The organism is Pseudomonas serboccidentalis (assembly GCF_028830055.1).
In the GTDB taxonomy this organism is placed as follows: domain Bacteria; phylum Pseudomonadota; class Gammaproteobacteria; order Pseudomonadales; family Pseudomonadaceae; genus Aquipseudomonas; species Aquipseudomonas serboccidentalis.
On record NZ_CP101655.1, the window covers coordinates 3,883,295 to 3,908,847 of the forward strand.

General features: G+C 60.5%; 21 protein-coding genes and 4 tRNA genes. 3 read left to right on the plus strand and 22 right to left on the minus strand.

The genetic code is table 11. The features are described 5' to 3' along the window. Window positions 1-21: 21 nt before the first annotated feature. On the minus strand, window positions 22-273 hold the full coding sequence (locus tag NN484_RS17680; protein ID WP_274657566.1) for a bacteriocin immunity protein: 252 nt from the start codon (window positions 271-273) through the stop codon (window positions 22-24). Continuing rightward, window positions 273-1,619 carry an S-type pyocin domain-containing protein gene (locus tag NN484_RS17685; protein ID WP_274657567.1) on the minus strand — a complete coding sequence of 449 codons (1,347 nt, stop codon included), beginning with the start codon at window positions 1,617-1,619 and terminating at the stop codon, window positions 273-275. Before NN484_RS17685 ends, NN484_RS17680 begins: the two co-directional genes overlap by 1 nt. 294 nt (window positions 1,620-1,913) lie before the next feature. Between NN484_RS17685 and NN484_RS17690 the strand changes: the two genes are divergently transcribed. Then, on the plus strand, window positions 1,914-2,501 hold the full coding sequence (locus NN484_RS17690) for a hypothetical protein (RefSeq protein WP_274657568.1): 588 nt from the start codon (window positions 1,914-1,916) through the stop codon (window positions 2,499-2,501). Between the two features lie 383 nt (window positions 2,502-2,884). On the opposite strand, the gene NN484_RS17695 is transcribed toward NN484_RS17690, so the two are convergent. After that, a tRNA-Val gene (locus NN484_RS17695) sits at window positions 2,885-2,961 on the minus strand. 184 nt (window positions 2,962-3,145) lie between these two features. Between NN484_RS17695 and NN484_RS17700 the strand changes: the two genes are divergently transcribed. Beyond that, complete coding sequence (locus tag NN484_RS17700; protein ID WP_274657569.1) at window positions 3,146-4,429, plus strand: NAD(P)/FAD-dependent oxidoreductase; 1,284 nt, start codon at window positions 3,146-3,148, stop codon at window positions 4,427-4,429. A 62-nt stretch (window positions 4,430-4,491) separates the two neighbouring features. Here the strand turns inward: NN484_RS17700 and NN484_RS17705 are convergent, their stop codons facing one another. From NN484_RS17705 to NN484_RS17720, 4 genes are read right to left on the minus strand one after another with little or no spacing between them, the layout of a single operon-like run. Beyond that, complete coding sequence (locus tag NN484_RS17705; protein WP_274657570.1) at window positions 4,492-5,463, minus strand: XdhC family protein; 972 nt, start codon at window positions 5,461-5,463, stop codon at window positions 4,492-4,494. Between the two features lies 1 nt (window position 5,464). Next, window positions 5,465-6,700 (minus strand): c-type cytochrome, encoded by a 1,236-nt coding sequence (locus NN484_RS17710; RefSeq protein WP_127650434.1) that lies wholly within the window; start codon window positions 6,698-6,700, stop codon window positions 5,465-5,467. A gap of 2 nt (window positions 6,701-6,702) precedes the next feature. After that, window positions 6,703-7,242 carry a (2Fe-2S)-binding protein gene (locus NN484_RS17715; RefSeq protein WP_025111196.1) on the minus strand — a complete coding sequence of 180 codons (540 nt, stop codon included), beginning with the start codon at window positions 7,240-7,242 and terminating at the stop codon, window positions 6,703-6,705. Continuing rightward, complete coding sequence (locus NN484_RS17720) at window positions 7,235-10,066, minus strand: xanthine dehydrogenase family protein molybdopterin-binding subunit (RefSeq protein WP_215502507.1); 2,832 nt, start codon at window positions 10,064-10,066, stop codon at window positions 7,235-7,237. The genes NN484_RS17715 and NN484_RS17720 overlap by 8 nt, the downstream gene beginning before the upstream one ends. Window positions 10,067-10,260: 194 nt before the next feature. On the opposite strand from NN484_RS17720, the gene NN484_RS17725 reads away from it, so the two are divergent. Continuing rightward, the gene (locus NN484_RS17725) at window positions 10,261-10,530 is read left to right on the plus strand and encodes a hypothetical protein (protein WP_215502506.1); all 270 of its coding nucleotides are present in this window, start codon (window positions 10,261-10,263) and stop codon (window positions 10,528-10,530) included. 8 nt (window positions 10,531-10,538) lie between these two features. Here NN484_RS17725 and NN484_RS17730 read toward each other — a convergent pair. The 15 genes from NN484_RS17730 to asd all read right to left on the minus strand — a co-directional run bounded on the left by NN484_RS17730 (window position 10,539) and on the right by asd (window position 25,489). Then, window positions 10,539-10,615 (minus strand) — tRNA-Asp (locus NN484_RS17730). Between the two features lie 94 nt (window positions 10,616-10,709). Beyond that, window positions 10,710-10,786, minus strand: a tRNA-Asp gene (locus tag NN484_RS17735). Window positions 10,787-10,840: 54 nt separating this feature from the next. Continuing rightward, window positions 10,841-10,916, minus strand: a tRNA-Val gene (locus NN484_RS17740). Between the two features lie 183 nt (window positions 10,917-11,099). Continuing rightward, on the minus strand, window positions 11,100-11,876 hold the full coding sequence (locus tag NN484_RS17745) for an SDR family oxidoreductase (protein ID WP_127650428.1): 777 nt from the start codon (window positions 11,874-11,876) through the stop codon (window positions 11,100-11,102). Further along, complete coding sequence (locus NN484_RS17750; protein WP_127650426.1) at window positions 11,873-13,084, minus strand: O-succinylhomoserine sulfhydrylase; 1,212 nt, start codon at window positions 13,082-13,084, stop codon at window positions 11,873-11,875. Before NN484_RS17750 ends, NN484_RS17745 begins: the two co-directional genes overlap by 4 nt. 80 nt (window positions 13,085-13,164) lie before the next feature. Further along, entirely contained in the window at window positions 13,165-14,670 is a 1,506-nt protein-coding gene (gene purF / locus NN484_RS17755) for an amidophosphoribosyltransferase (protein WP_127650424.1), read from the minus strand. A 41-nt stretch (window positions 14,671-14,711) separates the two neighbouring features. Next, complete coding sequence (locus tag NN484_RS17760; RefSeq protein ID WP_007961197.1) at window positions 14,712-15,272, minus strand: CvpA family protein; 561 nt, start codon at window positions 15,270-15,272, stop codon at window positions 14,712-14,714. A gap of 98 nt (window positions 15,273-15,370) precedes the next feature. Beyond that, complete coding sequence (locus NN484_RS17765; protein WP_274657571.1) at window positions 15,371-16,024, minus strand: SPOR domain-containing protein; 654 nt, start codon at window positions 16,022-16,024, stop codon at window positions 15,371-15,373. Beyond that, window positions 16,008-17,315, minus strand: coding sequence for a bifunctional tetrahydrofolate synthase/dihydrofolate synthase (gene folC / locus NN484_RS17770; RefSeq protein ID WP_127650420.1), 1,308 nt, complete (start codon window positions 17,313-17,315; stop codon window positions 16,008-16,010). Before folC ends, NN484_RS17765 begins: the two co-directional genes overlap by 17 nt. After that, window positions 17,312-18,232, minus strand: coding sequence for an acetyl-CoA carboxylase, carboxyltransferase subunit beta (gene accD, locus NN484_RS17775; RefSeq protein WP_127650418.1), 921 nt, complete (start codon window positions 18,230-18,232; stop codon window positions 17,312-17,314). The genes folC and accD overlap by 4 nt, the downstream gene beginning before the upstream one ends. Before the next feature lie 200 nt (window positions 18,233-18,432). Beyond that, window positions 18,433-19,077, minus strand: coding sequence for a phosphoribosylanthranilate isomerase (locus tag NN484_RS17780; protein ID WP_274657573.1), 645 nt, complete (start codon window positions 19,075-19,077; stop codon window positions 18,433-18,435). Window positions 19,078-19,142: 65 nt separating this feature from the next. Beyond that, window positions 19,143-19,967, minus strand: coding sequence for a tRNA pseudouridine(38-40) synthase TruA (truA, locus tag NN484_RS17785; RefSeq protein ID WP_064588347.1), 825 nt, complete (start codon window positions 19,965-19,967; stop codon window positions 19,143-19,145). Between the two features lie 269 nt (window positions 19,968-20,236). Further along, window positions 20,237-22,882, minus strand: a complete 2,646-nt coding sequence (locus NN484_RS17790) for a motility hub landmark protein FimV (RefSeq protein ID WP_274657574.1) — start codon at window positions 22,880-22,882, stop codon at window positions 20,237-20,239. 209 nt (window positions 22,883-23,091) lie between these two features. Then, window positions 23,092-24,102, minus strand: coding sequence for an aspartate-semialdehyde dehydrogenase (locus NN484_RS17795; RefSeq protein ID WP_215502500.1), 1,011 nt, complete (start codon window positions 24,100-24,102; stop codon window positions 23,092-23,094). Between the two features lie 274 nt (window positions 24,103-24,376). Continuing rightward, window positions 24,377-25,489, minus strand: coding sequence for an aspartate-semialdehyde dehydrogenase (gene asd, locus NN484_RS17800; RefSeq protein ID WP_003226428.1), 1,113 nt, complete (start codon window positions 25,487-25,489; stop codon window positions 24,377-24,379). Between the last annotated feature and the right edge of the window lie 64 nt (window positions 25,490-25,553).

Genomic DNA, 25,553 nt, shown 5'->3' on the forward strand with positions numbered 1-25,553 from the left:
TGAGCGGGCTTTTCTTTTCTCTCAGCTCTTAAAGCCCGGTAGATTATGCTCACAGCAATAGTCACCTACGGTGCGTGTCACTCCATCTGCTGAATCATCCTCGCCAGCCTCTGGGTAGAACAGTAAGTCGCTTCCTGCCGGATGGGGAACAATCTTGTTGAAGTGATCGACAAGCTCGCCCCGTTCATCCTCGGTCTTTGCGTCTTCAATCGCCTGAATCAGCGACTTGAATTCCTGTTCGGTGTAGTCAGCCAACTGGCTCTTCAATTCCATTACTCAACTCCCCTGTGAATGTCGATATGGCGTCTTGGGGTGACGACATTGATGTTGTCGGTATCGTATACCGCACCACCATCCTTGATTAGTTCGATGTGGTGCAGCTCGAATGCGATTCGCTTTCCTGCATGTCCGGCCCTCGGTGTAACAGGTGCCAGACCATTTAGCATTCCTTTCAGATTACGTTCGTTGAATTGCTGACTGAGCTCTGGGTCTTTAGCTACAAGCACCCAGAAGGTTTGCCGGAAAGTGTCGAAGTCCTTGAATTCCCGTCCCCGCAGTTGGTTTGCGATCTGTGAGGGAACAGGTACGCCAAGCCCCACACCAGCGCCTGCAAGCCAGATTCCTACTACGTCCTGCCCTTGGCCTGTAACAGTGCCTGGCTTTCGACGGACGTTCATCACGATGTAAAGCGGCTGCACTCCCGAGTCGGCAGGGAATACCAGAATGAAGTCTTTGTACTCGGGCGGGTAGATCGGGTTAACGATGATGCTATCTGCTTTCTCAGACGGTGGATAAATCCATATCTGCGGGGCTTGAGGTGCACCCTCTAACGGTGGGATTCCATTCGTACTGGATGGGTCAACGGCTGGTGTCCAGATCAGGGTTATACCATCTCCGAATTCTGCCACCTGCTGAGAGCCTTGCTCAACAAATTGCACCACGGGAATCATCTCCCAGTCAGTGCGCCTCTGTGTGTTGTAGCCGTATCCCTTTAAGGTGCCATCGGCCTGTTGCTCGACGTGAATCCGAAGCCGTGTGCGACCTTGCTTAAGGGATTGAAGCTGTTCATCTGTGTACAGGCTGCTATCACCCAGACTGGAAGGCCACAGCAGGGCTACAAAGCCAGCTAACGCACCAGCAGCAACACCAGTAGTGATCACACCGCCAGTTGCTCCCGTAGCGCCTATGCCCGTTGCAGCACTTCCACCAGCAGCACCGGCACCAGCCACCCCGGCTGTACACAGACCACCACAGGACACGCCAGCAGCCGTCGCAGCAGCGCCGCCCAACATGAGTGTTCCAAGGGTTGCCGGTAGCGCACCACTCACTTTCTTTAGGGGAATGTTCCCCTGTGCGTCCGTCTCACGGCCACCGAGGATGGCAAGCTCACCGTAGTTGCTCACCTTCTCGACAGGGATGAATCCGGCTGGTTTCTCGTGGTCGATCACGCCGTCTGGAAGATCGCAGCTCTTGGCGAACACACACCCCAAGCTATTTGGCTTGGCTTCCTCTTTGGGGGTAAGGTCTTTGTATTCAGCCCAACGCTGGGCGTGGATATCGACAGGCTCAACACCGCTGTAGCGGTAGCCCTTCGGTGGGTTGGGTACATAACCAGACATGCAGCTTCCTTTCGTCCTTGGGAATTCCAGCCGTAGCTGGGGCAACATTGACGTTATCGAGAAGCGCACGCAATGGCTGTAGGACTAATCCCAAAAGCCCTGCAGATGGTTCTCTGTATTCCGTGTCGTTTGCTGAGGGAGCGAAGGATAAATGGTTGGGGCGAGACTTTGAATGGTGGCTACAGGCCAGTTCAAAACACTTTTGATTAACTAAATCTCTTCGTGGGGAAGGTGCTTGGCTAGGAATCTCAATCGCTTCCGGCTAGTCTCCGGCCTTAATCAAAAGGAGTTGTCATGAGTCCGAGATTCATACTGATTGTTGCGGGCGTCGCCCTGTCGCTCATGGCAGCAGTCGTTACAGCTTACCTCGATATGTACGGCGTCAGTCGCGTATATGACCAAGCAATGTGGGGCGCATTCGGTGATTACTTCGGCGGAATCTTGAATCCGATATTTGCGTTGTTTGCCTTTCTCGGCGTGCTTTGGTCGCTTGACGTGCAAATGAAGCAGGTTCGGCAGCTTGCATTGGACAAAAAGGCGGACGAAATCTTGCAAGTTGTGAAGGATATCGATGCGCGTCTTTCCGAATTACTCCAAACGCATTTAGGGCAAACGTCTGGTTTCGATATTCACATTTCGCACATGGTTGCAGAAGCAGGTCGGGGGGCTAAACAAAAAGGGGATTCGAATAGCTACAACCAGTTTCTACAGATATCCATCGATCCAGGGTCATTGGTGGAGGCAGCAGTCAGAGAAATTCTGACATCAAGTTTCAACAATGTGCGAATTCCTACAGAGCTACCCTCAGCAACAAGGTGGCGGGTAAACACCGATAATCGAGTACTACGCCAGCAAAACCTCCCGCTTGATTCCGATGCTTAATGACTTGGGCGGCTTACCCGATTCCACCCGAGCTTTTTTCGCCCTAAGGAAAAGGAGCGGAGGTAACGGCTTTCAAACATCACTGTAGGGAATTCCAAAGCTACTGGGTGCAGGAAGTGCAGGAAGTGCAGGAAGTGCAGGAAGTGCAGGAAGTGCAGGAAGGTACAGTCGAAATGCACAATGAAATTGTTATTTTCGGTATGAACCTCAACGAACATTGCCTGACACCCACTCTACCGTGACCGCAGCAATACCAACGTTCACATTGCCGGGTGTGAACGAACTCGATATTTTGCGAACGTTCTGCAAGAAATCCAAGACAACAAAAAAGGGCCCACCTTTCGGTGAGCCCTTCTAGACCGCCCAGCAGAGCGGATTTTGTTTGGTAGGCGCGATTGGACTCGAACCAACGACCCCCACCATGTCAAGGTGGTGCTCTAACCAACTGAGCTACGTGCCTGCTGTGAGGCGGCATTCTACGGAATTCCGGAGGGGTGTCAACACCTTTTTTTCACCTAACCCTATGAATATGCAAAATATTTAATTTCGGGCCGGCGAAGAAGATTTTTCCGGTGGCTGGCGGAGGTTTTTCAACTCGGGTAGGATCGGTGCACTCGTAAAATATATTAAACAGAGGCTGCAGGATGGCGAACACCCCTTACCCAGAGTCTTATTACGCTGCGTCGGCTAATGCCGTACCGCCACGTCCGACCTTGCAGGATGATGTGGAGACGGATGTCTGTGTGATCGGCGCCGGGTACACCGGGCTGTCCTCGGCGTTGTTTCTGCTGGAGAACGGTTTTCGCGTGACGGTGCTGGAAGCGGCCAAGGTCGGTTTCGGTGCTTCAGGGCGTAATGGCGGGCAGATCGTCAACAGCTATAGCCGCGACATCGACGTTATCGAACGCACTGTCGGCCCCAGGCAGGCGCAACTGCTCGGGCAGATGGCTTTTGAAGGCGGCCGGATCATCCGTGAGCGCGTTGCCAAGTACAACATCCAGTGTGACCTGAAGGATGGCGGCGTGTTCGCCGCCCTCTCCGCCAAGCAGATGGGCCACCTCGAATCGCAGAAGCGCCTGTGGGAACGCTTCGGCCACACGCAACTGGAACTGCTCGACGAGCGCCGCATTCGCGAAGTGGTGGCCTGCGATCAGTACGTCGGCGGCATGCTCGATATGAGCGGCGGCCACATCCATCCGCTGAACCTGGCGCTGGGTGAGGCCGCCGCGGTGGAATCCCTCGGCGGCACCATTTACGAACAATCGCCCGCCGTACGCATCGAGCGCGGCGCCAACCCGGTGGTGCACACGCCGCAGGGCAAGGTCAGGGCCAAGTTCATCATCGTCGCCGGCAACGCCTACCTCGGCAATCTGGTGCCGGAACTCGCGGCCAAATCCATGCCATGCGGCACCCAGGTGATCACCACCGAACCGCTGGGCGAAGAACTGGCAAAATCCCTGCTGCCACAGGATTACTGCGTCGAAGACTGTAATTACCTGCTCGACTATTACCGCCTGACCGGCGACAAGCGCCTGATCTTCGGTGGCGGCGTGGTTTATGGCGCGCGGGACCCGGCGAACATCGAAGCGATCATCCGCCCGAAAATGCTCAAGGCGTTCCCACAACTGAAAGACGTGAAGATTGATTACGCGTGGACGGGTAACTTCCTGCTGACCCTGTCGCGCCTGCCGCAGGTCGGTCGCCTGGGCGACAACATCTATTACTCGCAGGGCTGCAGCGGCCACGGCGTGACCTACACACACCTGGCGGGCAAGGTGCTGGCCGAAGCGTTGCGCGGTCAGGCTGAGCGTTTCGATGCGTTTGCCGACCTGCCACACTACCCGTTCCCCGGCGGGCAGTTGCTGCGTACGCCGTTCGCCGCGCTGGGCGCGTGGTATTACGGCTTGCGTGACAAACTGGGCTTCTGACCGCAGAAAAAATTGTGGCGAGGGGATTTACCCCCTCGCCACAAAAGCGCTATCAGATCGTTTCAGAGTTGGTCTCGGGCAATCCCGCTACGGATCCGCAAGATATCCGCCAGCACCGCCAGGGCGATTTCCGCCGGTGTCTTGCTGCCCAGGTTCAAGCCGATCGGCGCATGGATCCGCGCCAGTTCAACCTCCCCCAACCCGCCAATCCTGCGCAGGCGCTCGAAGCGCTTCTGCGAGGTCTGTTGCGAGCCCATGACGCCGATGTAAAACGCCTCGGTGCGCACCGCCTCCATCATCGCCAGATCGTCGATACGCGGATCGTGAGTCAGCGCCACCACCGCGGTATCGCGGTGACAGCCGCCGTCGGCAATAAACACCGATGGCAACTGCCGACGAATCTCCACGCCATTCAGCACTACGCCTTCGAGCACTTCATCGCGCGGATCGCAGAGAATCACTTCGAAGCCAAGACCGACCGCGAACTCGGCGCAGGCCTGCGCCACGCTGGAGTACCCCGCCAATAGCAAGCGCTGAGCGGCACCCACGCGAATCCGCACCCGGTCGATCTCGCGCTCGATGCGCGCGCCCTGCTCGCGATCAGCGAACAGACTGCGCGCACCACTGGCCAGATCGACTTCGCGAATCAAGCGGTGCTGACCGAGCAGCGCCGATTCGAGCTCACGCAGATGCGCCTGCACCTCGCAGCCGGCGTCAAATTTCTCTACCAGTACGTCGAGGATGCCGCCACAGGGCAGGCTGACCCGCGAGCGCGGATCATCACCTTCGCCGTAGCGCACCACGCTGACCGCATCGAGAAACGCGCCTTCCGCCACGCGCTCGAGAAAGTCCTCCTCGACGCAGCCACCGGACAGCGACCCGATCCACTGTCCGCCATCGTTCACTGCGAGCAGTGAGCCCGGCGCACGCGGCGCCGAGCCGTAGGTGGTCAGCACCGTGCAGAGCCAGATGCGCTGCCCCGCCACCGACCACTCCAGCGCCCGTCGCACCACTTGCAGATCGAGATGCTGCATGTCAGTGCGCCTTGTGCTCGACGGCCGGAACTTGCGCTTGCAGCTTCTGCACATCGCTGACCGCCAGCTCCGCCGATTGACCGCCCCAGCCTTGACGCAGGTAGTTCAGCAGATCGGTCAGTTGTTCAGCGCTGAGCTTGTCGGCAAAACCCGGCATCGGCTGCATGTGCTCGAACCCGGCGAATTTCTGTTCGCCGATGCCGTCCTCGATCACCCGCACCAGGTTGCGCGGATCCTCCAGACGCAGCGTGGTATTGCCACGCATGGCCACGGCGATGTGCGGCTTGCCTTCACCACCGGCGGCATGGCAACCGGCGCAGACGTTCAAATATTCCTGACGGCCGCGCTGGGCGCTCGGGCTGAGCTTGTCCACCGATACCTCAACGAGCTCTTTGGCTGCAGGCGGCTTGTCACCAAGCAGGAACGTCGCCATCGCCGCCAGATCCTGATCGTTCAGGCCTTGGGTGCTGTTGTGGAATACCGGGAACATCTCGTTGAACATCGTGCCCTGGGCGCTCATGCCGTGCTTGAGGAACGTGCTCAGGTCCTGCTGATTCCAGCCGCGCGCCGCCAGATCAGTGGCGAGCAGGCTCGGCGCCAGATAGCCATTGAGGATACCCCCAGTCAGACGCTTGTCCAGTTGCATCGCACCCGGCAGGCCGCGTGGCGTATGGCATTCGCCGCAGTGACCGAGCACTTCGACCATGTACTGGCCGCGCTTCCAGGCCTCGCTTTTGCCTTCGCCAGGCTCCAGCTTCAAGGCTTTGCCGTAGAGCATGTTCCAGCCCATCAGACCCAGACGCACGTTGAACGGAAAGCTCAGACTGGTGACCGGCGCGGCGCGCTCGATCGGCTCGATGGTTTTCAGGTACGCGTGGATCGCATCCGAATCTTCCCGCGGCACCAGGTGATACGAGGTATACGGCATTGCCGGGTACAGATTCGCCCCGTCGCGACGCTTGCCTTCGGTCAGCGCCGCGAAGAACTCGTCATCGCTGTACAGGCCGATGCCGTGCTCTTTGCTCGGGGTGATGTTGGTGCCGTAGATCGTGCCGAACGGCGAGACGATCGGCAGCCCGCCAGCAAACGGCGCGCCACCCGGTGCGGTGTGGCACGCCATGCAGTCGGCGGCGCGGGCGAGGTATTCGCCGCGCTTGACCTGATCGTCGGCGTGGGCAAACACCACCGGCGCAGCCAGCCCGACCGCCAGGGTCAGGCGGGTCAGTAGATGCTTCATGCTCAACCCTCCTTGACCAGGCCGAGATCGGTCAGCACGTTGCGGGTGGCGTTGTAATAACGCACGTACCCGGTGCAACGGCAGACGTGATGGCCGAGGCTGTCCTCGATGACCTGTTCCAGCTTGCTCTTGGCGATCGGCTGGCGCTGCAGCTTCTCCACCAGCACCGTCGCGGCGTTGACGAAGCCCGGTGCGCAATAGCTGCACTGGAAGGCGAATTCGTCGACGAAGCGTTGCTGGATCGGGTTCAGCTCAGTGACCTGACCCTGCTCGTCACGCTTGGCGTGGGCTTCGATGGTGCGCACTTTCTTGCCTTCGAAGTAATGCGCGCCGGTGATGCAGGTACGCACTTCTTCGCTGGTGCCGTCGGGGTTGTCGACGATCACCACGCAGGCGTGGCAGATGCCCTGACCGCAGCCCAGGCGCGAACCGGTGAGGTTCTTGTATTCGTGCAGGTAGTCGATCATCGGCAGGTCATCAGGGATGTCCACCGGGCCGACGGATTGACCGTTGAGGGTCAGTTGAAGCGGACGGTTAGCCATTGAGGGCCTCCTTGATGCGCGCAGCAGTGATTGGCAGATCGCGAACACGTTTACCGATGGCGTGTGCCACGGCGTTACCGATGGCACCGACCACCGGGATCATCACCACTTCGGCGATGCCTTTGGACGGATCGCTCGGCGACAGCGGCGGCAGAATCTCCGCGGTCTGCTTCCACACCGCAACGTGGCGGGCCATCGGCAGGCGATAACGGTTGAAGTTCCAGTCACCCTCCCCCGGTCCGCCTTCGTACAGCGGCATCTCTTCCATCAGCGCGTGACCGATGCCCATGGCGATCCCGCCTTCGAGCTGGCCCTTGACCAGTTCTTCGACCAGCACCCGACCGCACTCGACCCACGAGTGGTGGTTGAGCACTTCGACTTCCGCCGAGCCTTTGTTGACCTTCAGCTCTACCAGCGTCGCGACCGGGCTGTAGTAAGTCACAGCAGCGTTGTTCAACTGGACAACCGGGTAGTTGATGTTCTGGCGATCCAGCAGGTGGAAACCCGCCGTGCTCATCAGCGCTTTCTTCGCCTTCGGCGCGCCATCGCCGTACTTCACCGCCAGACCGTCGAGCGGCAGACGCTCGCGCACGCCGTCGATGCTGTATTCGGCCTCGGCCCAGCTCCAGCGGTTGAACGCATGAACGGTGGCGCCGGTCACCAGACCACGCTCGTGAGCGTGCTTGGCCAGCTCTTCGAAGCTCAACGGCTGCATGCCGTTGGCGGTGAGCTTGCCGTCGACCCAATGCGCATCTTCGCGACGTACCACGTAAGGGTTGGCTTGACCGCCATAAGGGCCCTGACGCCAGATCTCCATGGCCGCCGGCCACAGACCGTTGTTGAACAGCACGCGTGCCGCTTCACGGGTGGCGTGGCTGAAGTAGTAAGCCGAGTTGGTCGCGGACGATGCCGAGGCCAGCTTGCCGACCCAGCGCGGATTGCGCAGCAGGTTGTCCTGCTCGGCCTGACTCATGATGTAAGGGTTGCCGCTGGTGATCAGCTGCATTTCCTTCCATTCGGTTTCGCCGGTCTTCACGTCATGCGCCGGGCTGCCGAGGAAGTCGGCCACCACCAGCGCTTGCGAAGTGGACATGCCGGTGCCGATTTCAATGCCGATGTGGCGCAGGGTGATGCGACCTTCAGCGCTGAATTCGATGCTGGCCATCGGCGCTTCGGAACCGGTGCCGAAGTCTTTTTGGCAAATGGCAAAACCCACGCCGTACCAGTTATCCGGGTCCGCAGCTTCGCGCTGCTGCTTGATCGCGTCGCGGTTTTTCCAGACTTCGTGCACCGAGGCCTTGTCGAGAATCTCGTGCAGGCGCAAGGCACCGGCCGGGATCGCGCCCTGGGTGTTTTTCATGCCCGAACGCAGGGCGTTCTTGCGACGCAGATCGATCGCGTCGATACCGAGGCGATTGGCGATTTCGTCGACCATCATTTCGGTCGAGGCCATGCTTTGCAGCGTGCCGTAGCCGCGCATCGAACCCGCTTCAACACCACGGGAGTGGTAGGCGGTGACCTGCAGATCGTTCTGCGGCATGTAGTAAATCGACTGCGCCGCCGTGGCGCCCACCGCCGCCACCGACGGGCTGTAGTTGATCCGACCGCCGCCGTCGACGCTCATTTCAGCGCGGAAAATCTTGAAGCTGTAGTCGTTCTTGTCCACCGCCAGTTGGTAGCGGATATCGAACGGGTGGCGCTTGATGCCGCTCTGGAACTGCTCGTAGCGATCGTTGGCCAGACGTATCGGCACACCAGCGCCGTACAGCGCCGCGAGGGCGGCGTAGTAGACGAAGATGTTGTGGTCTTTGGAACCGTAACCCACGGTGTAACCCGGGTGCATGTTCAGGTTGGCCAGACCGAAGCGCGACGGCGCGATCATTTTCGCGGTCTCGGTCGCCGCTTCCAGCGGGCACTGGGTGGCAACCACGAAGTGCAGGGTCTTGGTTTTCGGGTCGTACCAGCCGTTGCCGTTGTCCGGCTCCATCGCGGCCGGTTCGATCGACGGGGTCTTGTAACGCTCATCGAACACCAGCCAGTTGTCCGGCGGTGTATCGATCTCTTTCTTCATGCGGTCAGCGTAAAACAGACCACGTTCGGTCAGGTTGCCGTGCAGGTTCGGCTGGGAATTCCACACCGGACGACGGTTCTTCAGCATCGGGAACAGGATCGAGTCCTTGAGGCTGGCGAATTCGTCTTCGTCGGCCGAGGTGGGACCGCCCACGCGCACGTAGCGGAAGCTGCCATAAGGGTCGCCTTCGTAGTACGGCACTTGCGCACCGTAACGAATCGCCTTGTCATTGAATTTGAGTTTGTTCTTGGCCTGGCGGAAACGCTCGAAATCGTTCCAGATCAGGATCGCTACCGGATGACCGATGAACATCGGCACTTTGCCTTCAGGCAGCAATGGGTCCGGCGCGTGCTCTTCCGGGAACACAATACCGTCCTTGTCCAGGTCGGCTGCGGTGACGATGCGGTCAGGTTGCAGATCAGCGCCGAGCCACGACAGGTCGTAGCCATCGTAGATTCGGTCGGCCTTGATGGTTTTGAGCAGCATGGCGTGGCCCTGTTGCTCAGGCCAGCCCGGCATGTCCTTGGAACGAATGTCACGGGCAAATACTTTGCTGCCACAGACTTTGGACAATGCGTCGTTACGTTGGCGCGCCTTGCCATTGTTGCCGAGCCACTTCTCGGACGGCACGGTCACGCTGTTTTCCATCAAGGCAGCCAGCGCCTGACTGCTGAGCGGCGCAAGCGTAACGCTCACACCCGCCACCAGCCCGCCCTGAAGGAACGAGCGCCGGGATATATCACGGTTGGACATGGATCATCCTCTGGGCGGTTATGTGTCCGCCCTTCTGGTTATCTACTGGGAATCTCGAGTCTTGCAGAAGCCCTTTTTGGCTAAACAAAGGGCGTAATGACAGTGCAAAGCTGACCGAAAGGTTAACTTTAAAGGTTTCCGGGCTCGCAGCAAACAACCAGTTACAAAAATTTGACTAAAGAATCAAAAAATCAATGCGACGTGGCACCGCAGCAAACAGCAAAAAACCCTGTAGGCGCTGCGGCACGCTGCGATCTTTTGATGTCGATCTTGAAAAATCAGAATCAGGATCAAAAGATCGCAGCGTGCCGCAGCGCCTACAGGGCTTGGGCATGAAGCAGGAAATGGGAGAAGGTCAAATTTCAGACACAAAAAACCCCGGTCTTTCGACCAGGGTCTTTGCTATCGATTCCGAACCAACCAAAGGTTGCTTTCGGTGTTCCAAGGCGTTCAGTGGTCCTTGAAACAGATATGGCGCAGCGGACGGGACTCGAACCCGCGACCCCCGGCGTGACAGGCCGGTATTCTAACCGACTGAACTACCGCTGCGTATCGCTTTGAGCTTGCGCTCAAGTAACTCGTTTTGATTGAAAGCTTCGGTGCTTTTCAATCGCGAACCAGACAATGCCTGACTCGTAAAATATGGCGCAGCGGACGGGACTCGAACCCGCGACCCCCGGCGTGACAGGCCGGTATTCTAACCGACTGAACTACCGCTGCGCGTCGGTGGAGGCACTTTCAGCCTACCTCTTGCTTTCGCAAGTCTCTCGGGAGTGGTGGGTGATGACGGGATCGAACCGCCGACATTCTGCTTGTAAGGCAGACGCTCTCCCAGCTGAGCTAATCACCCGTTTGCATCTCCGAGGCCGCGAAATTTACGCAGGTAGCGAACCTAAGTCAATAGCAGGATTGAAGTTTTTTTCAAAAACAGTTTTTAGCGGCAAGTCTCAAGCTGCAAGAAAAAGCATAAACATCTAAACCAGATACACCGTGATCTCGCCTCAACTTGCAGCTCGACGCTTGCAGCTGCCTCTCACTGCTCGTAAATCATCTTTTTCGTCATGCCACCGTCGACGACAAATTCCTGCCCGGTCACAAACCCGGCATTGCGCGACAGCAGCCACGCCACCATCGCCGCCACATCCTCGACCGTCCCTACCCTGCCCGCCGGATGCTGAGCATGATCGGTATCGGCCAATGGCTCGGCACGCCGCGCCGACGGATCGCGCGCATCGATCCAGCCTGGGCTGACCGCATTGACGCGGATCTCCGGCCCAAGGCTGATCGCCAGTGCATGCGTGAGCGCCAACAGCCCGCCCTTGCTCGCCGCATAAGCCTCGGTATCCGGCTCGGACTGGGCCGCACGGGTCGACGCCAGATTGACGATCGAGCCGTTGTGCGCCCGCAGATACGGCGCACAGTGCTTGGCCAGCAGCATCGGCCCGCTGAGATTCACCGCCAGCACCCGGTTCCAGTAAGCCAGATCAAGGCTTTCCAGAGTGATGTTGTGCGGATCCGCCACCGCCGCGTTGCACACCAGCGCATCCAGACGACCGAATTGCCCGAGCACTTCGGCAACGCCGAGCGCTACCTGGCTTTCATCCGCCACGTCCATGGCGATGAACCAGGCATTCTCGCCCAGCACCTTCGCCACTTTCGAACCACGCACACGATCAAGATCCGTCAGCACCACTTGCCAGCCTTCGCTGATCAGCCACGCCGCGATACCCAGACCGATGCCGCGCGCAGCACCCGTGACCAGCGCGACGCGGCCATGAGTGCCTGCTGTCGGAGTAGACAACTCGATCACAACGCCGCCAGACCGCGCGACAGATCGGCCTGCAGGTCCGCCACGTCTTCCAGACCGACCGCAATGCGGATCAGGCTGTCACGAATTCCCGCCGCTTCACGTTCCTGCGGCGCCAGACGGCCGTGGGAGGTAGTGCTCGGGTGGGTGATGGTGGTTTTGCTGTCACCGAGATTGGCGGTGATCGAAATCAACCGGGTCGCATCGATAAAGCGCCAGGCGCCCTCTTTGCCGCCCTTGACCTCAAAACTCACCACCGCACCGAAGCCTTTCTGCTGACGCTGGGCCAGTTCGTGCTGCGGATGGCTCTTGAGACCGGCGTAATGGACTTTCTCAATACCGTCCTGCTGCTCCAGCCATTCGGCCAGTTGCTGGGCGTTGGCGCAGTGCGCCTTCATCCGCAGGTTCAGGGTTTCCAGGCCCTTGAGGAAGATCCACGCGTTGAACGGGCTCAGGGTCGGCCCGGCGGTGCGCAGGAAACCGACGACTTCCTTCATCTGCTCGCTGCGACCGGCCACCACACCTCCCATGCAACGACCCTGGCCGTCGATGAACTTGGTCGCCGAGTGCACGACGATGTCCGCACCGAGTTTCAGCGGTTGCTGCAGCGCAGGCGTGCAGAAGCAGTTGTCGACCACCAGCATCGCGCCTTTGGCGTGAGCGATTTCTGCCAGCGCGGTGATATCCACCAGCTCGGCCAGCGGGTTCGACGGCGACTCGACGAAAAGCAGTTTGGTGTTCGGTTTGATCGCCGCGTCCCACGCCGACAGATCGGCCAGCGGCACGTAATCGACTTCCACACCGAAGCGCTTGAAATATTTCTCGAACAGGCTGATGGTCGAACCGAACACGCTGCGCGACACCAGTACGTGATCGCCAGCGCTGCACAGGCTCATCACCACGGCCATGATCGCAGCCATACCGGTGGCGGTCGCAACGGCTTGCTCGGCGCTTTCCAGCGCAGCAATACGCTCTTCGAACGCGCGCACGGTCGGGTTGGTGTAACGCGAGTAAACGTTGCCCGGCACTTCCCCGGCAAACCGTGCAGCCGCGTCGGCAGCGGTGCGGAACACGTAGCTGGAAGTGAAGAACATCGGATCACCGTGTTCGCCTTCCGGCGTACGGTGCTGACCGGCACGTACGGCCAGGGTATCGAACGCTACGCCTTCGAGGTCGCTATCCAGCCGACCGGCATCCCATTCCTGACTCATGCTGTCACTCCTTGCCCTGTTCTGAATAAGTAAAAGTCTTTTGCCAGATACAAAACCGGCCCCTCAGGGCCGGTAGAAACTCAGTTGTTGTACAGATCAATGATCGCACTGACCGCCTGGGTCTTGACCTTGGAGGCATCGTTGCGCGCCTGCTCGATCTTGTTCAGGTAAGCCTCATCGACATCGCCGGTGACGTACTTGCCGTCGAACACCGCGCAATCGAAGTGCTCGATCTTGATCTTGCCGCCACCGACCGCTTCGATCAAGTCAGGCAGGTCCTGATAGATCAGCCAGTCCGCGCCGATCAGATCCGCCACGTCTTGTGTCGAACGATTGTGCGCGATCAGCTCGTGAGCGCTCGGCATGTCGATGCCGTAGACGTTCGGGAAGCGTACTGCCGGAGCAGCCGAGCAGAAGTAGACGTTTTTCGCGCCGGCTTCGCGGGCCATCTGGATGATCTGCTTGCAGGTGGTGCCGCGCACGATCGAGTCGTCGACCAGCATCACGTTCTTGCCGCGGAATTCCAGTTCGATGGCGTTGAGCTTCTGCCGAACCGACTTCTTGCGCGCAGCCTGGCCCGGCATGATGAAGGTACGACCGATGTAACGGTTCTTGACGAAACCTTCGCGGAATTTCACGCCCAGATGGTTCGCCAGCTCCAGCGCAGCGGTGCGGCTGGTGTCCGGAATCGGGATGACCACGTCGATGTCGTGCTCTGGACGCTCGCGCAGGATCTTCTCGGCGAGCTTCTCACCCATGCGCAGACGGGCCTTGTACACCGACACGCCGTCGATGATCGAGTCCGGACGCGCCAGGTAGACGTGTTCGAAGATGCACGGGGTCAGGGACGGGTTGGTCGCGCACTGACGGGTGTGCAGCTTGCCGTCTTCAGTGATGTAGACCGCTTCGCCCGGAGCCAGGTCGCGAATCAGGGTAAAGCCGAGCACGTCCAGCGAAACGCTTTCGGAGGCGATCATGTACTCGACGCCTTCGTCGGTGTGACGCTGGCCGAACACGATCGGACGAATGCCGTGCGGGTCACGGAAACCGACGATGCCGTAACCGGTGACCATCGCGACCACCGCGTAACCGCCGACACAACGATTGTGCACGTCGGTCACGGCGGCAAACACGTCTTCTTCGGTCGGCTGCAGCTTGCCGCGCTGGGCCAGCTCGTGAGCGAACACGTTCAGCAGCACTTCCGAGTCGGAACTGGTGTTGACGTGACGCAGGTCGGATTCGTAAATCTCCTTGGCCAACTGTTCAACGTTGGTCAGGTTGCCGTTGTGCGCCAGGGTGATGCCGTACGGCGAGTTGACGTAAAACGGCTGAGCCTCGGCCGAGGTCGAGCTGCCGGCGGTCGGGTAACGCACGTGGCCAATACCCATGTGGCCGACCAGGCGCTGCATGTGACGCTGATGAAACACGTCACGCACCAGGCCATTGTCCTTGCGCAAGAACAACCGGCCATCATGGCTGGTCACGATACCGGCAGCGTCCTGGCCGCGGTGCTGGAGCACGGTTAGCGCGTCATACAGCGCCTGATTGACGTTCGACTTACCGACGATACCGACGATGCCACACATGCGACGCAACCCCTACTTAATGGATCTGAACTGAACAACACTCACTGTGGCGTTTTGGCCGACGGCAAGAGCTGCTCCTTGAACGGAATATCAGCGGGTACGCTGATTCCGCTGGCAAGCCACTGACTGCTCCACCCGAGAATCAGGTTTTTGGACCAGTCGGCGACCAATAGAAACTTTGGCACGAGCTGTGATTCTTTCCACCACCCGTCCTGCTGTACCGGCCCCAGGCTCAACAGCCCGACTGCCACGACCACCAGCAACACGCCACGCGCTGCGCCGAAGGCCATGCCCAGGAATCGGTCGGTGCCGGACAACCCGGTCACGCGAACCAACTCGCCGATAAGATAATTGATCATTGCGCCCACGATCAGTGTGGCGACAAACATGATGGCACAGCCCGCGATCACGCGAGCCGATGGGGTTTCGATGTATCCGGCGAGGTACTCGGACAGTGAGCCACCGAACATCCAGGCAACGGCTCCTGCAATGATCCAGGTCACCAGCGATAGTGCTTCCTTGACGAAGCCGCGGCTCAAACTGATCAAAGCGGAGATGGCGATGATTGCAACGATCGCCCAGTCAACCAGGGTAAATGGCACAGTGCAGCCTACAGACGGATAAGGCGGCGCATTTTAGCAGAGCGCATGGCTGTCGGTAAGCTGCGATTTTCAGTGCATTTCAATCGAATCGATAGATCCTAGCCGCGCTCGGGCTGGAAGCGCACGACAAAACCCTTGAGGTTCTGCTGACGGCTCAACAAATCACGCAGACGATCGGCCTCGGCACGTTCGATCAGCGGACCAACGAACACCCGATTTTTGCCATCGGCAGAGCGGATGTAAGCGTTGTAGCCCTGGCTGCGCAGGGTTTTCTGCAGGCTCTCGGCGCTGGCACGACTCGACAGGCTGGCCAGTTGCACCGACCAGCTGACCGACAGACCGTTGGCGTCGACGCGGCTCTGCGTGGTGTCAGGCTTGGTCGGGGCCGCCGCAATCGGCTGGGCCGGTGCCGTTGTCGGCTTGGCCACCGGCGCTGGCGCCGGTGCAACCGGTTTGGCGACTGGAGCAGGCGCTGGCGCAGGCGCAATCGGCAGCGACGGCGCCGATTGCTCGGCCACTTCGTCATCGCTCGGCACTGGTTCTTGCGGCAGCGTTTGCGGCTCAGGCACGGCGACCGGCTCAAGCTGCACTTGCGGCACAGCCGGCGCTTGCGGCGCGGCGGGCGCCTCAACCGTCACCTGACGCTGCTCGTCCTGGCGGGAAAACAGCATCGGCAGGAAAATCACCGCCAGCGCCACCAGCACCAGCGCGCCAACCATGCGCTGCTTGTACGCTTTATCCAGCAAAGCCATTTGCCGCTTCCTCCGTGGAGCGCCGGGCCAGCCATTCGAGGGCCTCGGCGACACAATAAAATGATCCGAACAACAGAATCTCGTCGTCGCTGGTGGCCACTGCACATTGCCCTTCCAGCGCCGCCGCAACACTGTCATAGGACGTGACGGACGCGCCAAGGTTCTGCAGCGCAGCGTGCAATTCACTGGCCGGGCGCGAACGCGGCGAATCCAGTGGCGCGACCGCCCACTGCTGGACACTAGCATTCAATTCGCCGACAACGCCATCCAGATCCTTGTCGGCAAGCAAGCCGAACACCGCCAGGCGCTTGCCCACCGGTGGCCGACTGGCCAGGCGCCGCGCCAGATACTCCGCCGCGTGCGGGTTATGCCCCACGTCCAGCAGCAGGTTCAGACGCTTGCCATTGAACTGAAACGAGCGACGATCCAGGCGACCCACCACGCGAGTCGCCTGCAAGGCCGCCACGATCTGCGCTGCATCCCACGGCAGACCGAGCAACAGATATGCCTGCAATGCCAGCGCCGCGTTTTCCATCGGCAAATCCAGCAGCGGCAGGTCGTGCAATTCGACCTGCTGACCTTGCGCATCGGTACCGCGCCACTGCCAATGCTGATCGGAAATACCGAGGTCGAAATCACGCCCACGCAGGAAAAACGGGCACGCCAGTTCACGCGCCTTGTCGAGCAGGGGTTGCGGAGGGTTCAGATCGCCGCACAAGGCAGGTTTGCCCTGACGGAAAATCCCAGCCTTCTCGAAGGCTACGGATTCGCGGGTATTACCCAGGTACTCGGCATGATCGACGCCAATGCTGGTGACCAGCGCGATATCGGCGTCCACCACATTGACCGTATCCAGACGCCCACCCAGACCGACTTCCAGCACCACCGCATCGAGCCCGGCCTGCTGAAACAGCCAGAACGCCGCCAGGGTGCCCATTTCGAAGTAAGTCAGCGAGGTTTCGCCACGGCCGGCTTCAACCGCCGCAAAGGCGTCGCACAGCTGTGCGTCAGTGGCTTCGACGCCATTGAGCTGCACCCGCTCGTTGTAACGCAGCAGGTGCGGAGAATTGTAGACACCCACGCTCAGGCCCTGCGCCCGCAGCAACGAAGCCACGAATGCGCAGGTCGAACCCTTGCCGTTGGTGCCGGTGACCGTAATCACCCGAGGCGCCGGCTGGCCCAGCCCCATGCGGGACGCTACCTGTTGCGAACGCTCCAGCCCCATGTCGATGGCCGATGGATGCAACTGCTCAAGGTAGGCGAGCCACTCGCCAAGGGTACGCTCGGTCATACGTTGGCAGGCACCGGCGGAACGACGATTGGCTCGACTGGAGCGGCGATGTAGGTCGGTGTCGGCTGGCCGGTCAGTTGCGCCAGCAGATTGCCCAGACGCGGACGCAGTTCACGACGATCGATGATCAGGTCGATGGCGCCGTGCTCCAGCAGGAATTCGCTGCGCTGGAAGCCTTCCGGCAGTTTTTCCCGCACGGTCTGCTCGATCACACGTGGACCGGCGAAGCCGATCAGTGCTTTCGGCTCACCGACGATCACGTCGCCGAGCATCGCCAGACTGGCGGAAACGCCGCCGTAGACCGGGTCGGTCAGTACCGAGATGAACGGGATGCCTTCTTCACGCAGACGCGCCAGCACCGCCGAAGTCTTGGCCATCTGCATCAGCGAGATCAGCGCTTCCTGCATCCGCGCACCACCGGAAGCGGCGAAGCAGATCATCGGGCAACGGTTTTCCAGGGCGTAGTTGGCGGCGCGCACGAAGCGCTCACCGACGATGGCACCCATGGAACCGCCCATGAAGCTGAATTCGAACGCCGAAACCACCACCGGCATGCCCAGCAGGGTGCCGCTGACGGAGATCAGCGCGTCTTTTTCGCCGGTCTGCTTCTGTGCAGCGACCAGACGGTCCTTGTACTTCTTGCCGTCACGGAATTTCAGACGGTCAACCGGCTCCAGATCGGCACCCAGCTCGTTGCGGCCTTCGGCATCCAGGAAGATGTCGATGCGCGCCCGTGCGCCGATGCGCATGTGGTGGTTGCACTTGGGGCAAACGTCCAGGGTCTTTTCCAGCTCAGGGCGATACAGCACAGCCTCGCAGGACGGGCATTTGTGCCACAGACCTTCAGGCACCGAGCTCTTCTTGACCTCCGAACGCATGATCGAAGGGATCAGTTTGTCTACCAACCAGTTGCTCATGCTTTCTTTCTCCAGTACCGGCGGCCCGAACGCTCTGGTTCGCAGCCCCGCGTATGCCCTTCAGCTAAATTCATGTGTGTGGCGATGGTCGGTGGAACCCCGCGGTCAGCGCGAAACATGACCTGCGTGCAACTCCAAAAACCCTCAGCCTCGCCTGCTTTGTGCAAGTGCATTGATGGACGGCGGCAGACTGCCAGCCGTCACATCGAAATAGGCGCTCCCTGTGAGCTTCTACGTACGGCATCGATGAACGCGCGGATCTTCGCATGATCCTTGATGCCCTTGCTCGCCTCTACCCCACCGCTGACATCGACCGCGTACGGCTTGACCCGGGCTACGGCGTCAGCGACGTTGTCCGGCGTCAGACCACCGGCCAGGATCAGCGGCTTGCTCAACTGTTGCGGAATCAATGACCAGTCGAACGCCTCGCCAGTTCCGCCAGGCACGCCTTCGACGTAGGTGTCGAGCAACACGCCACTGGCGCTCGGATAGGCATCGACGGCGGCCGCGATGTCGTCGCCGGCCTTGACCCGCAACGCCTTGATGTAGGGACGATGCCAGCCCTCGCACTCTTGCGCACTTTCATCGCCATGAAACTGCAGCAGATCCAGCGGCACGGCATCGAGGATTTCCCCCAACTCGCAGCGGCTGGCATTGACGAACAGGCCGACGGTGGTCACGAACGGCGGCAAGGCCCGGATGATCGCCCTCGCCTGCTGCGCGCTCACCGCCCGCGGGCTTTTCGCATAAAACACGAAACCGATGGCATCGGCCCCGGCCTCGACCGCTGCCAACGCATCTTCTATGCGGGTAATCCCGCAAATCTTGCTGCGAACGGCGGACATGTCGATAAAAACCTCAAGGTAAAAACCGGGAAAGTCCCGGATGGTAACAAAAGCGTCCGGGGGCGTCAGCCGTCGAGGCCAGAGAAACCCGTAAGGAAATGTGGCCCGATGAAACGCTCAGGCAACGGGAACTCGTCGTGGTACTCGACCTGCACCAGATACAACCCATACGGATGCGCTGTCACACCGCCGGAACGCCGCTCGCGACTCTCCAGCACTTCCTTCATCCACTCCACCGGGCGCTCGCCAGCGCCAATCGTCATCAGAACACCGGCGATGTTGCGCACCATGTGGTGCAGGAATGCGTTGGCGCGGATATCGAGCACGATCATCTTGCCGTGACGGGTCACGCGCAGGTGGTGCATTTTCTTGATCGGCGACTTCGCCTGGCACTGGCCGGCGCGAAACGCACTGAAATCGTGGGTGCCGATCAGGTACTGCGCCGCTTCAGCCATGCGCTCGACGTCCAGCGGGCGATGGTTCCAGGTGATTTCTTCGTTGAGATGCGCCGGACGAATCTGATCGTTATAGATCACGTAGCGATAACGTCGGGCGATAGCCTTGAACCGCGCATGGAAATGCGCCGGCATCACCCTGGCCCAGCTGACACTGATGTCGTGGGGCAGATTGATGTTGGCACCCATCACCCAGGCTTTCAGCGAGCGATCGACCGGCGTGTCGAAATGCACCACTTGCCCGCACGCATGCACCCCGGCATCGGTGCGACCGGCGCACTGCAACGAAATCGGCGAGTTGGCGACTTTCGACAAGGCTTTTTCGAGCTCTTCCTGCACCGTGGCGACACCCGTCAACTGACGCTGCCAGCCGCTGTAACGCGAGCCTTTGTACTCGACGCCCAGTGCCACGCGGTAAAAGCCTTCGGGTGCCATTTCGGCGACCGGGTTATCTATGTTTGCCAAGGTGGGACAGCCTGCTGATCTACAAAGGCGGGCATTATAAGGCGGTGGACCGGGGATGCCAGAATTCTCTATCAGCGGTTCGGCCGCCATCGCGAGCAGGCTCACTCCTACAGGGGAAAGCATTCCAACTGTAGGAGTGAGCCTGCTCGCGATGACGATAGCGCAGCCGCTACAGATACCCACCCAAACAAAAACGGCAGCCTCAATGGGCTGCCGTTCTGTTTACTGCTGACGCTGAATCAAGCCAGGTGCGACAGCATTTCCTTGGCTTCGCCACGCTGCTTCTCGTCACCCTCGGTCAACACTTCGTTGAGGATGTCGCGGGCACCGTCGTTGTCACCCATGTCGATGTAGGCCTGGGCCAGATCGAGCTTGGTGGCCGCTTCATCAGTGCCGGCGAGGAAGTCGAAATCGTCTTCGCCCAGGTCATCACCCATCGCCGCATCGGCTTCGGTGAAGGTCGGCTCGGCAATGCTCTGCGACAGGCGATCCAGCTCGGCGTTGACGTCATTCAGCTCGGCGGCGAAGGCATCCGGTTCGGCCGGATTGCTGTCCATCTCGTCAGCCAGTGACAGATCGAAATCTGCCGGCAGCTCCAGATCGTCCTGTGGCGCTTCGTTCACCACGGCAGGCTCGACCGGCGACAAATCTTTCACGCCTTCGTCCAGATCCAGCAGGAAGTCATCGTCCGCCAGGTCAGCCGCAGGGGCTGGCGCAGGTTCGGCACCGAGGTCCAGATCCAGGTCGAAGTCCGACAAGTCGTCGAGGTTTTCCTTGATTTCGGTCTGCTGCTGCAGCACCGATTCAAAGCTCAGATCGTCGTCTGCCGGGAATTCGTCCAGCTCCACCGGCGCTTCAGGCTCCACGACAGGGGCCGGCTCTACCGGAGTAATGTTGTCGAGGTCATCCAGGCTCAGCTCGAACGCGCTGTCCAGATCGTCTGCCACTGGCGCAGGCTCAGGTGCAGGCGCCTCAGGCTCGTCGAGCAGCAGGTCCTTGACGTATTGCGCGTCCAGCTCGGCAGCGACCGCCGCTGCTGCCAGACCCGCAACAGCCACGACGGCCATGGCCGGGAAGCGTTTTTTCAGTTCTTCGACCTTGGCGAAGTTGTCGCCATTGGCCACCAGCTGACGCTCCTGACCGACGAACGCATCGCGGTCGCCCTGCTGACCGTAGACTTCCATCAGTTTCAGGCGCAGGTCGCTGCGTTGCGGCTCAAGGCTGACACCCTCTTCCAGCAGCGCAGCAGCCTGATTCAGGCGACCGGCGTTGATGTGCGACTGGGCCTTGTCCAGCACGTCATCGGAACGCTCGGCAGCCGGCGCAACCAGTGGCGCCGCAATCGGCTCAGCCATCACCACTGGCGTCACGACCGCTGCCGGGGCTGGAGCAAGCGCGGGTGCTGCGGTATTCAGCTTGACGCTGGCGGCAGGCACTTCCAGGCCTTCGAAGCTGCTTTCCGGCAGATCCTGTTCGGCGGAGAACTCTTGTTCCTCAGCCAGGGCACGCGCCATGCGCAGGTGCTTCTCGGCTTCCTGCTGGGCTTTACGGCGACGCGCCAGCAGCAACAGCAGAAGCAGCAGCACCACCGCACCGCCACCGATCAGACCCAACAGGATCGGATTGGTCAGCAGCTCGTTGAAAGTCTTGTCTTCATCGACAGCCGGTTTCGGCGCGACGACTGGCGTCTCGGCAGGCGTGTCGACCGGTGGCGCAATCGCCGATTCCGGGGTAGGCGCAGCTTCTGCCGGGGTCGCTGGCGGTGTCGCGGCCAGTTCGGCCGTGATCGCCGGCACGGCAGCGTTGGCGGCTGGCGCAGCGCCCGTACCGTCAGCCTGCATTTTCGCCAGTTGGTTGTTCTTCAGCTCGATCAGGCGTTGCAGCTTGTCCAGCTGGCTTTGCAGATCGGACATGCGGCTTTTCAGTTCCTCGTTGTCACGACGGGTCGTGTCGAGGCTTTCCTGAGTGACCGCCAGCTTGTTGCTCAAGGCCTTGGCATCGCCGGCCGGGCCCTTGCCTCGCGCCTTGGCGCTTTCGGCGGAAACCAGGCTCAGGTTGTCTTTGGCATTCTGGCCGGCACCGGCATTGCTGCGACCCCGTTTGGTGGCATCGAGCTGCTGCTGGCCGGTACCCGGCTTGGCGACATAACGACGGCCCTGACGCCAGGCTTCGTTCTGCGCGGCCACTTCAGCGATCGCTTTCGATTGCGGCAGCGCGGTGCTTTCGACCGAGTCCGGCAGACGCAGCACCTGACCGGTTTTCAGCCGGTTGATGTTGCCGTCGATGAACGCGTCCGGGTTCAGCGCCTGAATCGCCAGCATGGTTTGCTGCACGGAGCCACCGGTGCGCGCCTTCGCGGCGATTTCCCACAGGGTATCGCGCGGCGTGGTGGTGTATTGATTCGGGTGTGTGGCCCCGGTGGTCGGCGCCGTGATGGTCTGCGACGGTGCCGGTTGCGCGGCGGCGTCAGCGGTTTGCGGCGAGAACTTCGACGGATCGAGCAGCACGCTGTAGTCGCGCAGCAGACGGCCGTTGGGCCACATCACCTGCACGAGGAATTTCACCATCGGTTCCGACAGCGGTTTGCTCGAGGTCACGCGCAGTACGCTTTTGCCGCTGGCGTTGAGCACCGGGGTGAAGGTCAGATCGTTGAGGAAGGCCTGGCGATCGACGCCGGCCTTGGCGAAATCTTCCGGCGAAGCCAGGCTCGGCACCACTTCGGCAGCGGTGAGATCCTTGACGTCGAGCAGCTCGATTTCGGCCACCAGCGGCTGGTTCAGGGTCGACTTCAGGGTCAGCTCCCCGAGCCCGAGGGCATGCGCCATACCGGAGGACAGCGCCGAGGCGGCCGCTATTGCTAACACCAGTTTGCGAACTTGAACCATAGCCTCATCCTTTGTTTGAACGTTCCTCGGCCAGCGAGAAGATGTTGATTGCCGCTGCCGTAAGGCATTGCGCGCGACGACGACAGACTGCCGCGCGCGATCATTTCTTTGATGCCCCGGAAAGTCCCGGAGGGTGACACGTTATCAAGTGCTCCGGGCAAGCATAGCGCTCACCTAGAATCAGTCGACAAATTGTTGCCAAGTATCTTTTACAGCAGGTCTTTTATCAACAATTCAGCAACCTGCACAGCATTGAGGGCTGCGCCTTTGCGTACGTTATCTGACGTCAGCCACAGATTAAGTTCCGCCGGGTCGTCGACTCCGCTGCGCACGCGACCGACATAGACCACGTCCTGCCCCACCGCGTCACCCACCGCCGTCGGGTAATCGCCGGCTTCGACCAGCTCTATGCCGGGTGCATCTTCAAGTGCAGCGTTGACCTTTTCCAGGTCGACCGCGCTCGCTGACTGCAAGGTCACGCTATAGCTATCGCCAAAAAACACCGGGGCTTGAACGCAAGTTGCGGAAATCTTTAATAAAGGCTGCGCCAGCACCTGACGCAACTCGCGCACCAGGCGTTTTTCCAGCAACGTGTGGCCGTGGGCGTCCGGGGTGCCGACCTGGGCCAGCAGGTTGAAGGCCATCTGCCGATCGAAGAAAGTCGGCTCCAGCGGACGCATATTCAGCAGCTCGGCGGTCTGCCGCGCCAGCTCGGTCACGGCTTCGCGACCTTGCGCGGACACGGCCAGATTGGCGGTAACGTTGACGTATTGCAGGTCGATCAAGTCCAGCAGCGGCGCCAGCACCACAGCCAGCGTCGTGGCCGACGGGCTTGGGCTGCTGACCTGGAACGGCGCTTTCAGACCGGCGATGACCTCAGCATTGGCTTCCGGCACCACTTGCGGCGCCTGCTCGGCCGGCAATGCGCCGGAGAGGTCGATCAACGAGCAACCGGCCGCATGGACCCGCGCCGCGTAGCTCAGCGAGATCGCCGGGCCGGCGGCGAAGAACACCAGTTTGACCTTGCTGAAATCGAACTCGTCGACTTCGCGCACGCGCACGTTCTTGTTGCGGAACAGCACCGAACTGCCGGCGGATTCGCTGCTGGCCAGCAGGTGCAGGTTGCCGACCGGGAAGTCGCGCTCTTCGAGAATCTGTACGAGGGTTTCGCCGACAGTACCGGTGGCGCCGACGACGGCAATATCAAGGGTCTGGGTCATGGTGCTACCTCTGGCGAAACGGGGGGAGCGGCACTTTACCGGGTGACTGCCATGCAGGCAATTTCTGCCGGGCATTTGCGGCGTCTGCACCGGCCTCATCGCGAGCAGGCTCACTCCTACAGTGATCGGTGTTGATCAGAAAATTTGTGTACACCACCCTCCTTTGTAGGAATGGGCCTGCTCGCGATGAGGCCCGCCCGGGCAACCGAGAACCATCAGCCATAAAAAAACCCGCACCTCTCACAAGGCGCGGGTTCTTTCACGGCTCAAGCGATCAACGCTCCAGCAGGATCCGCAGCATGCGGCGCAGCGGTTCGGCCGCGCCCCACAGCAGTTGGTCGCCGACGGTGAAAGCACCGACGAATTGCGAACCCATGTTCAGCTTGCGCAGACGACCCACCGGGACATTCAGGGTGCCGGTAACCTTGGTCGGGCTCAGCTCCTGCATGCTGATGTCGCGGTTGTTCGGCACCAGTTTGACCCAAGGGTTGTGCTGGCTGATCAGCCCTTCGATGTCGGCGATCGGTACGTCTTTGTTCAGTTTGATGGTCAGCGCCTGGCTGTGGCAACGCATGGCGCCGATGCGCACGCAGATGCCGTCGACCGGGATCGGGCTCTTGAAGCGGCCGAGGATCTTGTTGGTCTCGGCCTGGGCCTTCCACTCTTCGCGGCTCTGGCCGTTCGGCAGTTCCTTGTCGATCCACGGGATCAGGCTGCCGGCCAGCGGTACGCCGAAGTTTTCGGTCGGGTATGCGTCGCTGCGCATGGCTTCGGCAACACGACGGTCGATGTCGAGGATCGCGCTGGCCGGATCGGCCAGTTGATCGGCAACTGCCGCGTGGGTCGCGCCCATCTGCTTGATCAGTTCACGCATGTTCTGCGCGCCGGCACCAGAGGCCGCCTGATACGTCATGGCGCTCATCCACTCGACCAGACCGGCTTCGAACAGGCCGCCCAGGCCCATCAGCATCAGGCTGACGGTGCAGTTGCCGCCGATGTAGTTCTTGGTGCCCGCGTCCAGTTGCTGGTCGATGACCTTGCGGTTGACCGGATCGAGAATGATCACCGCGTCATCGTTCATCCGCAGGCTGGAGGCCGCGTCGATCCAGTAACCCTGCCAGCCGGCTTCGCGCAGCTTCGGGAACACTTCGCTGGTGTAGTCGCCACCCTGGCAGGTCAGGATCACGTCGAGGGTTTTCAGCTCTTCAATGCTGTAAGCGTCCTTGAGCGGAGCAATGTCCTTGCCCACGGACGGGCCTTGGCCACCGACATTGGAAGTGGTGAAAAACACCGGCTCGATAAGATCGAAATCCTGCTCTTCCAGCATCCGCTGCATGAGCACGGAACCGACCATGCCGCGCCAACCGATCAGACCTACACGTTTCATCGCAACTACACCTTCTTGAAAAGTGGGCCACTGCTTTGTATTGAATTTCGCAGTGGGCCCGAGA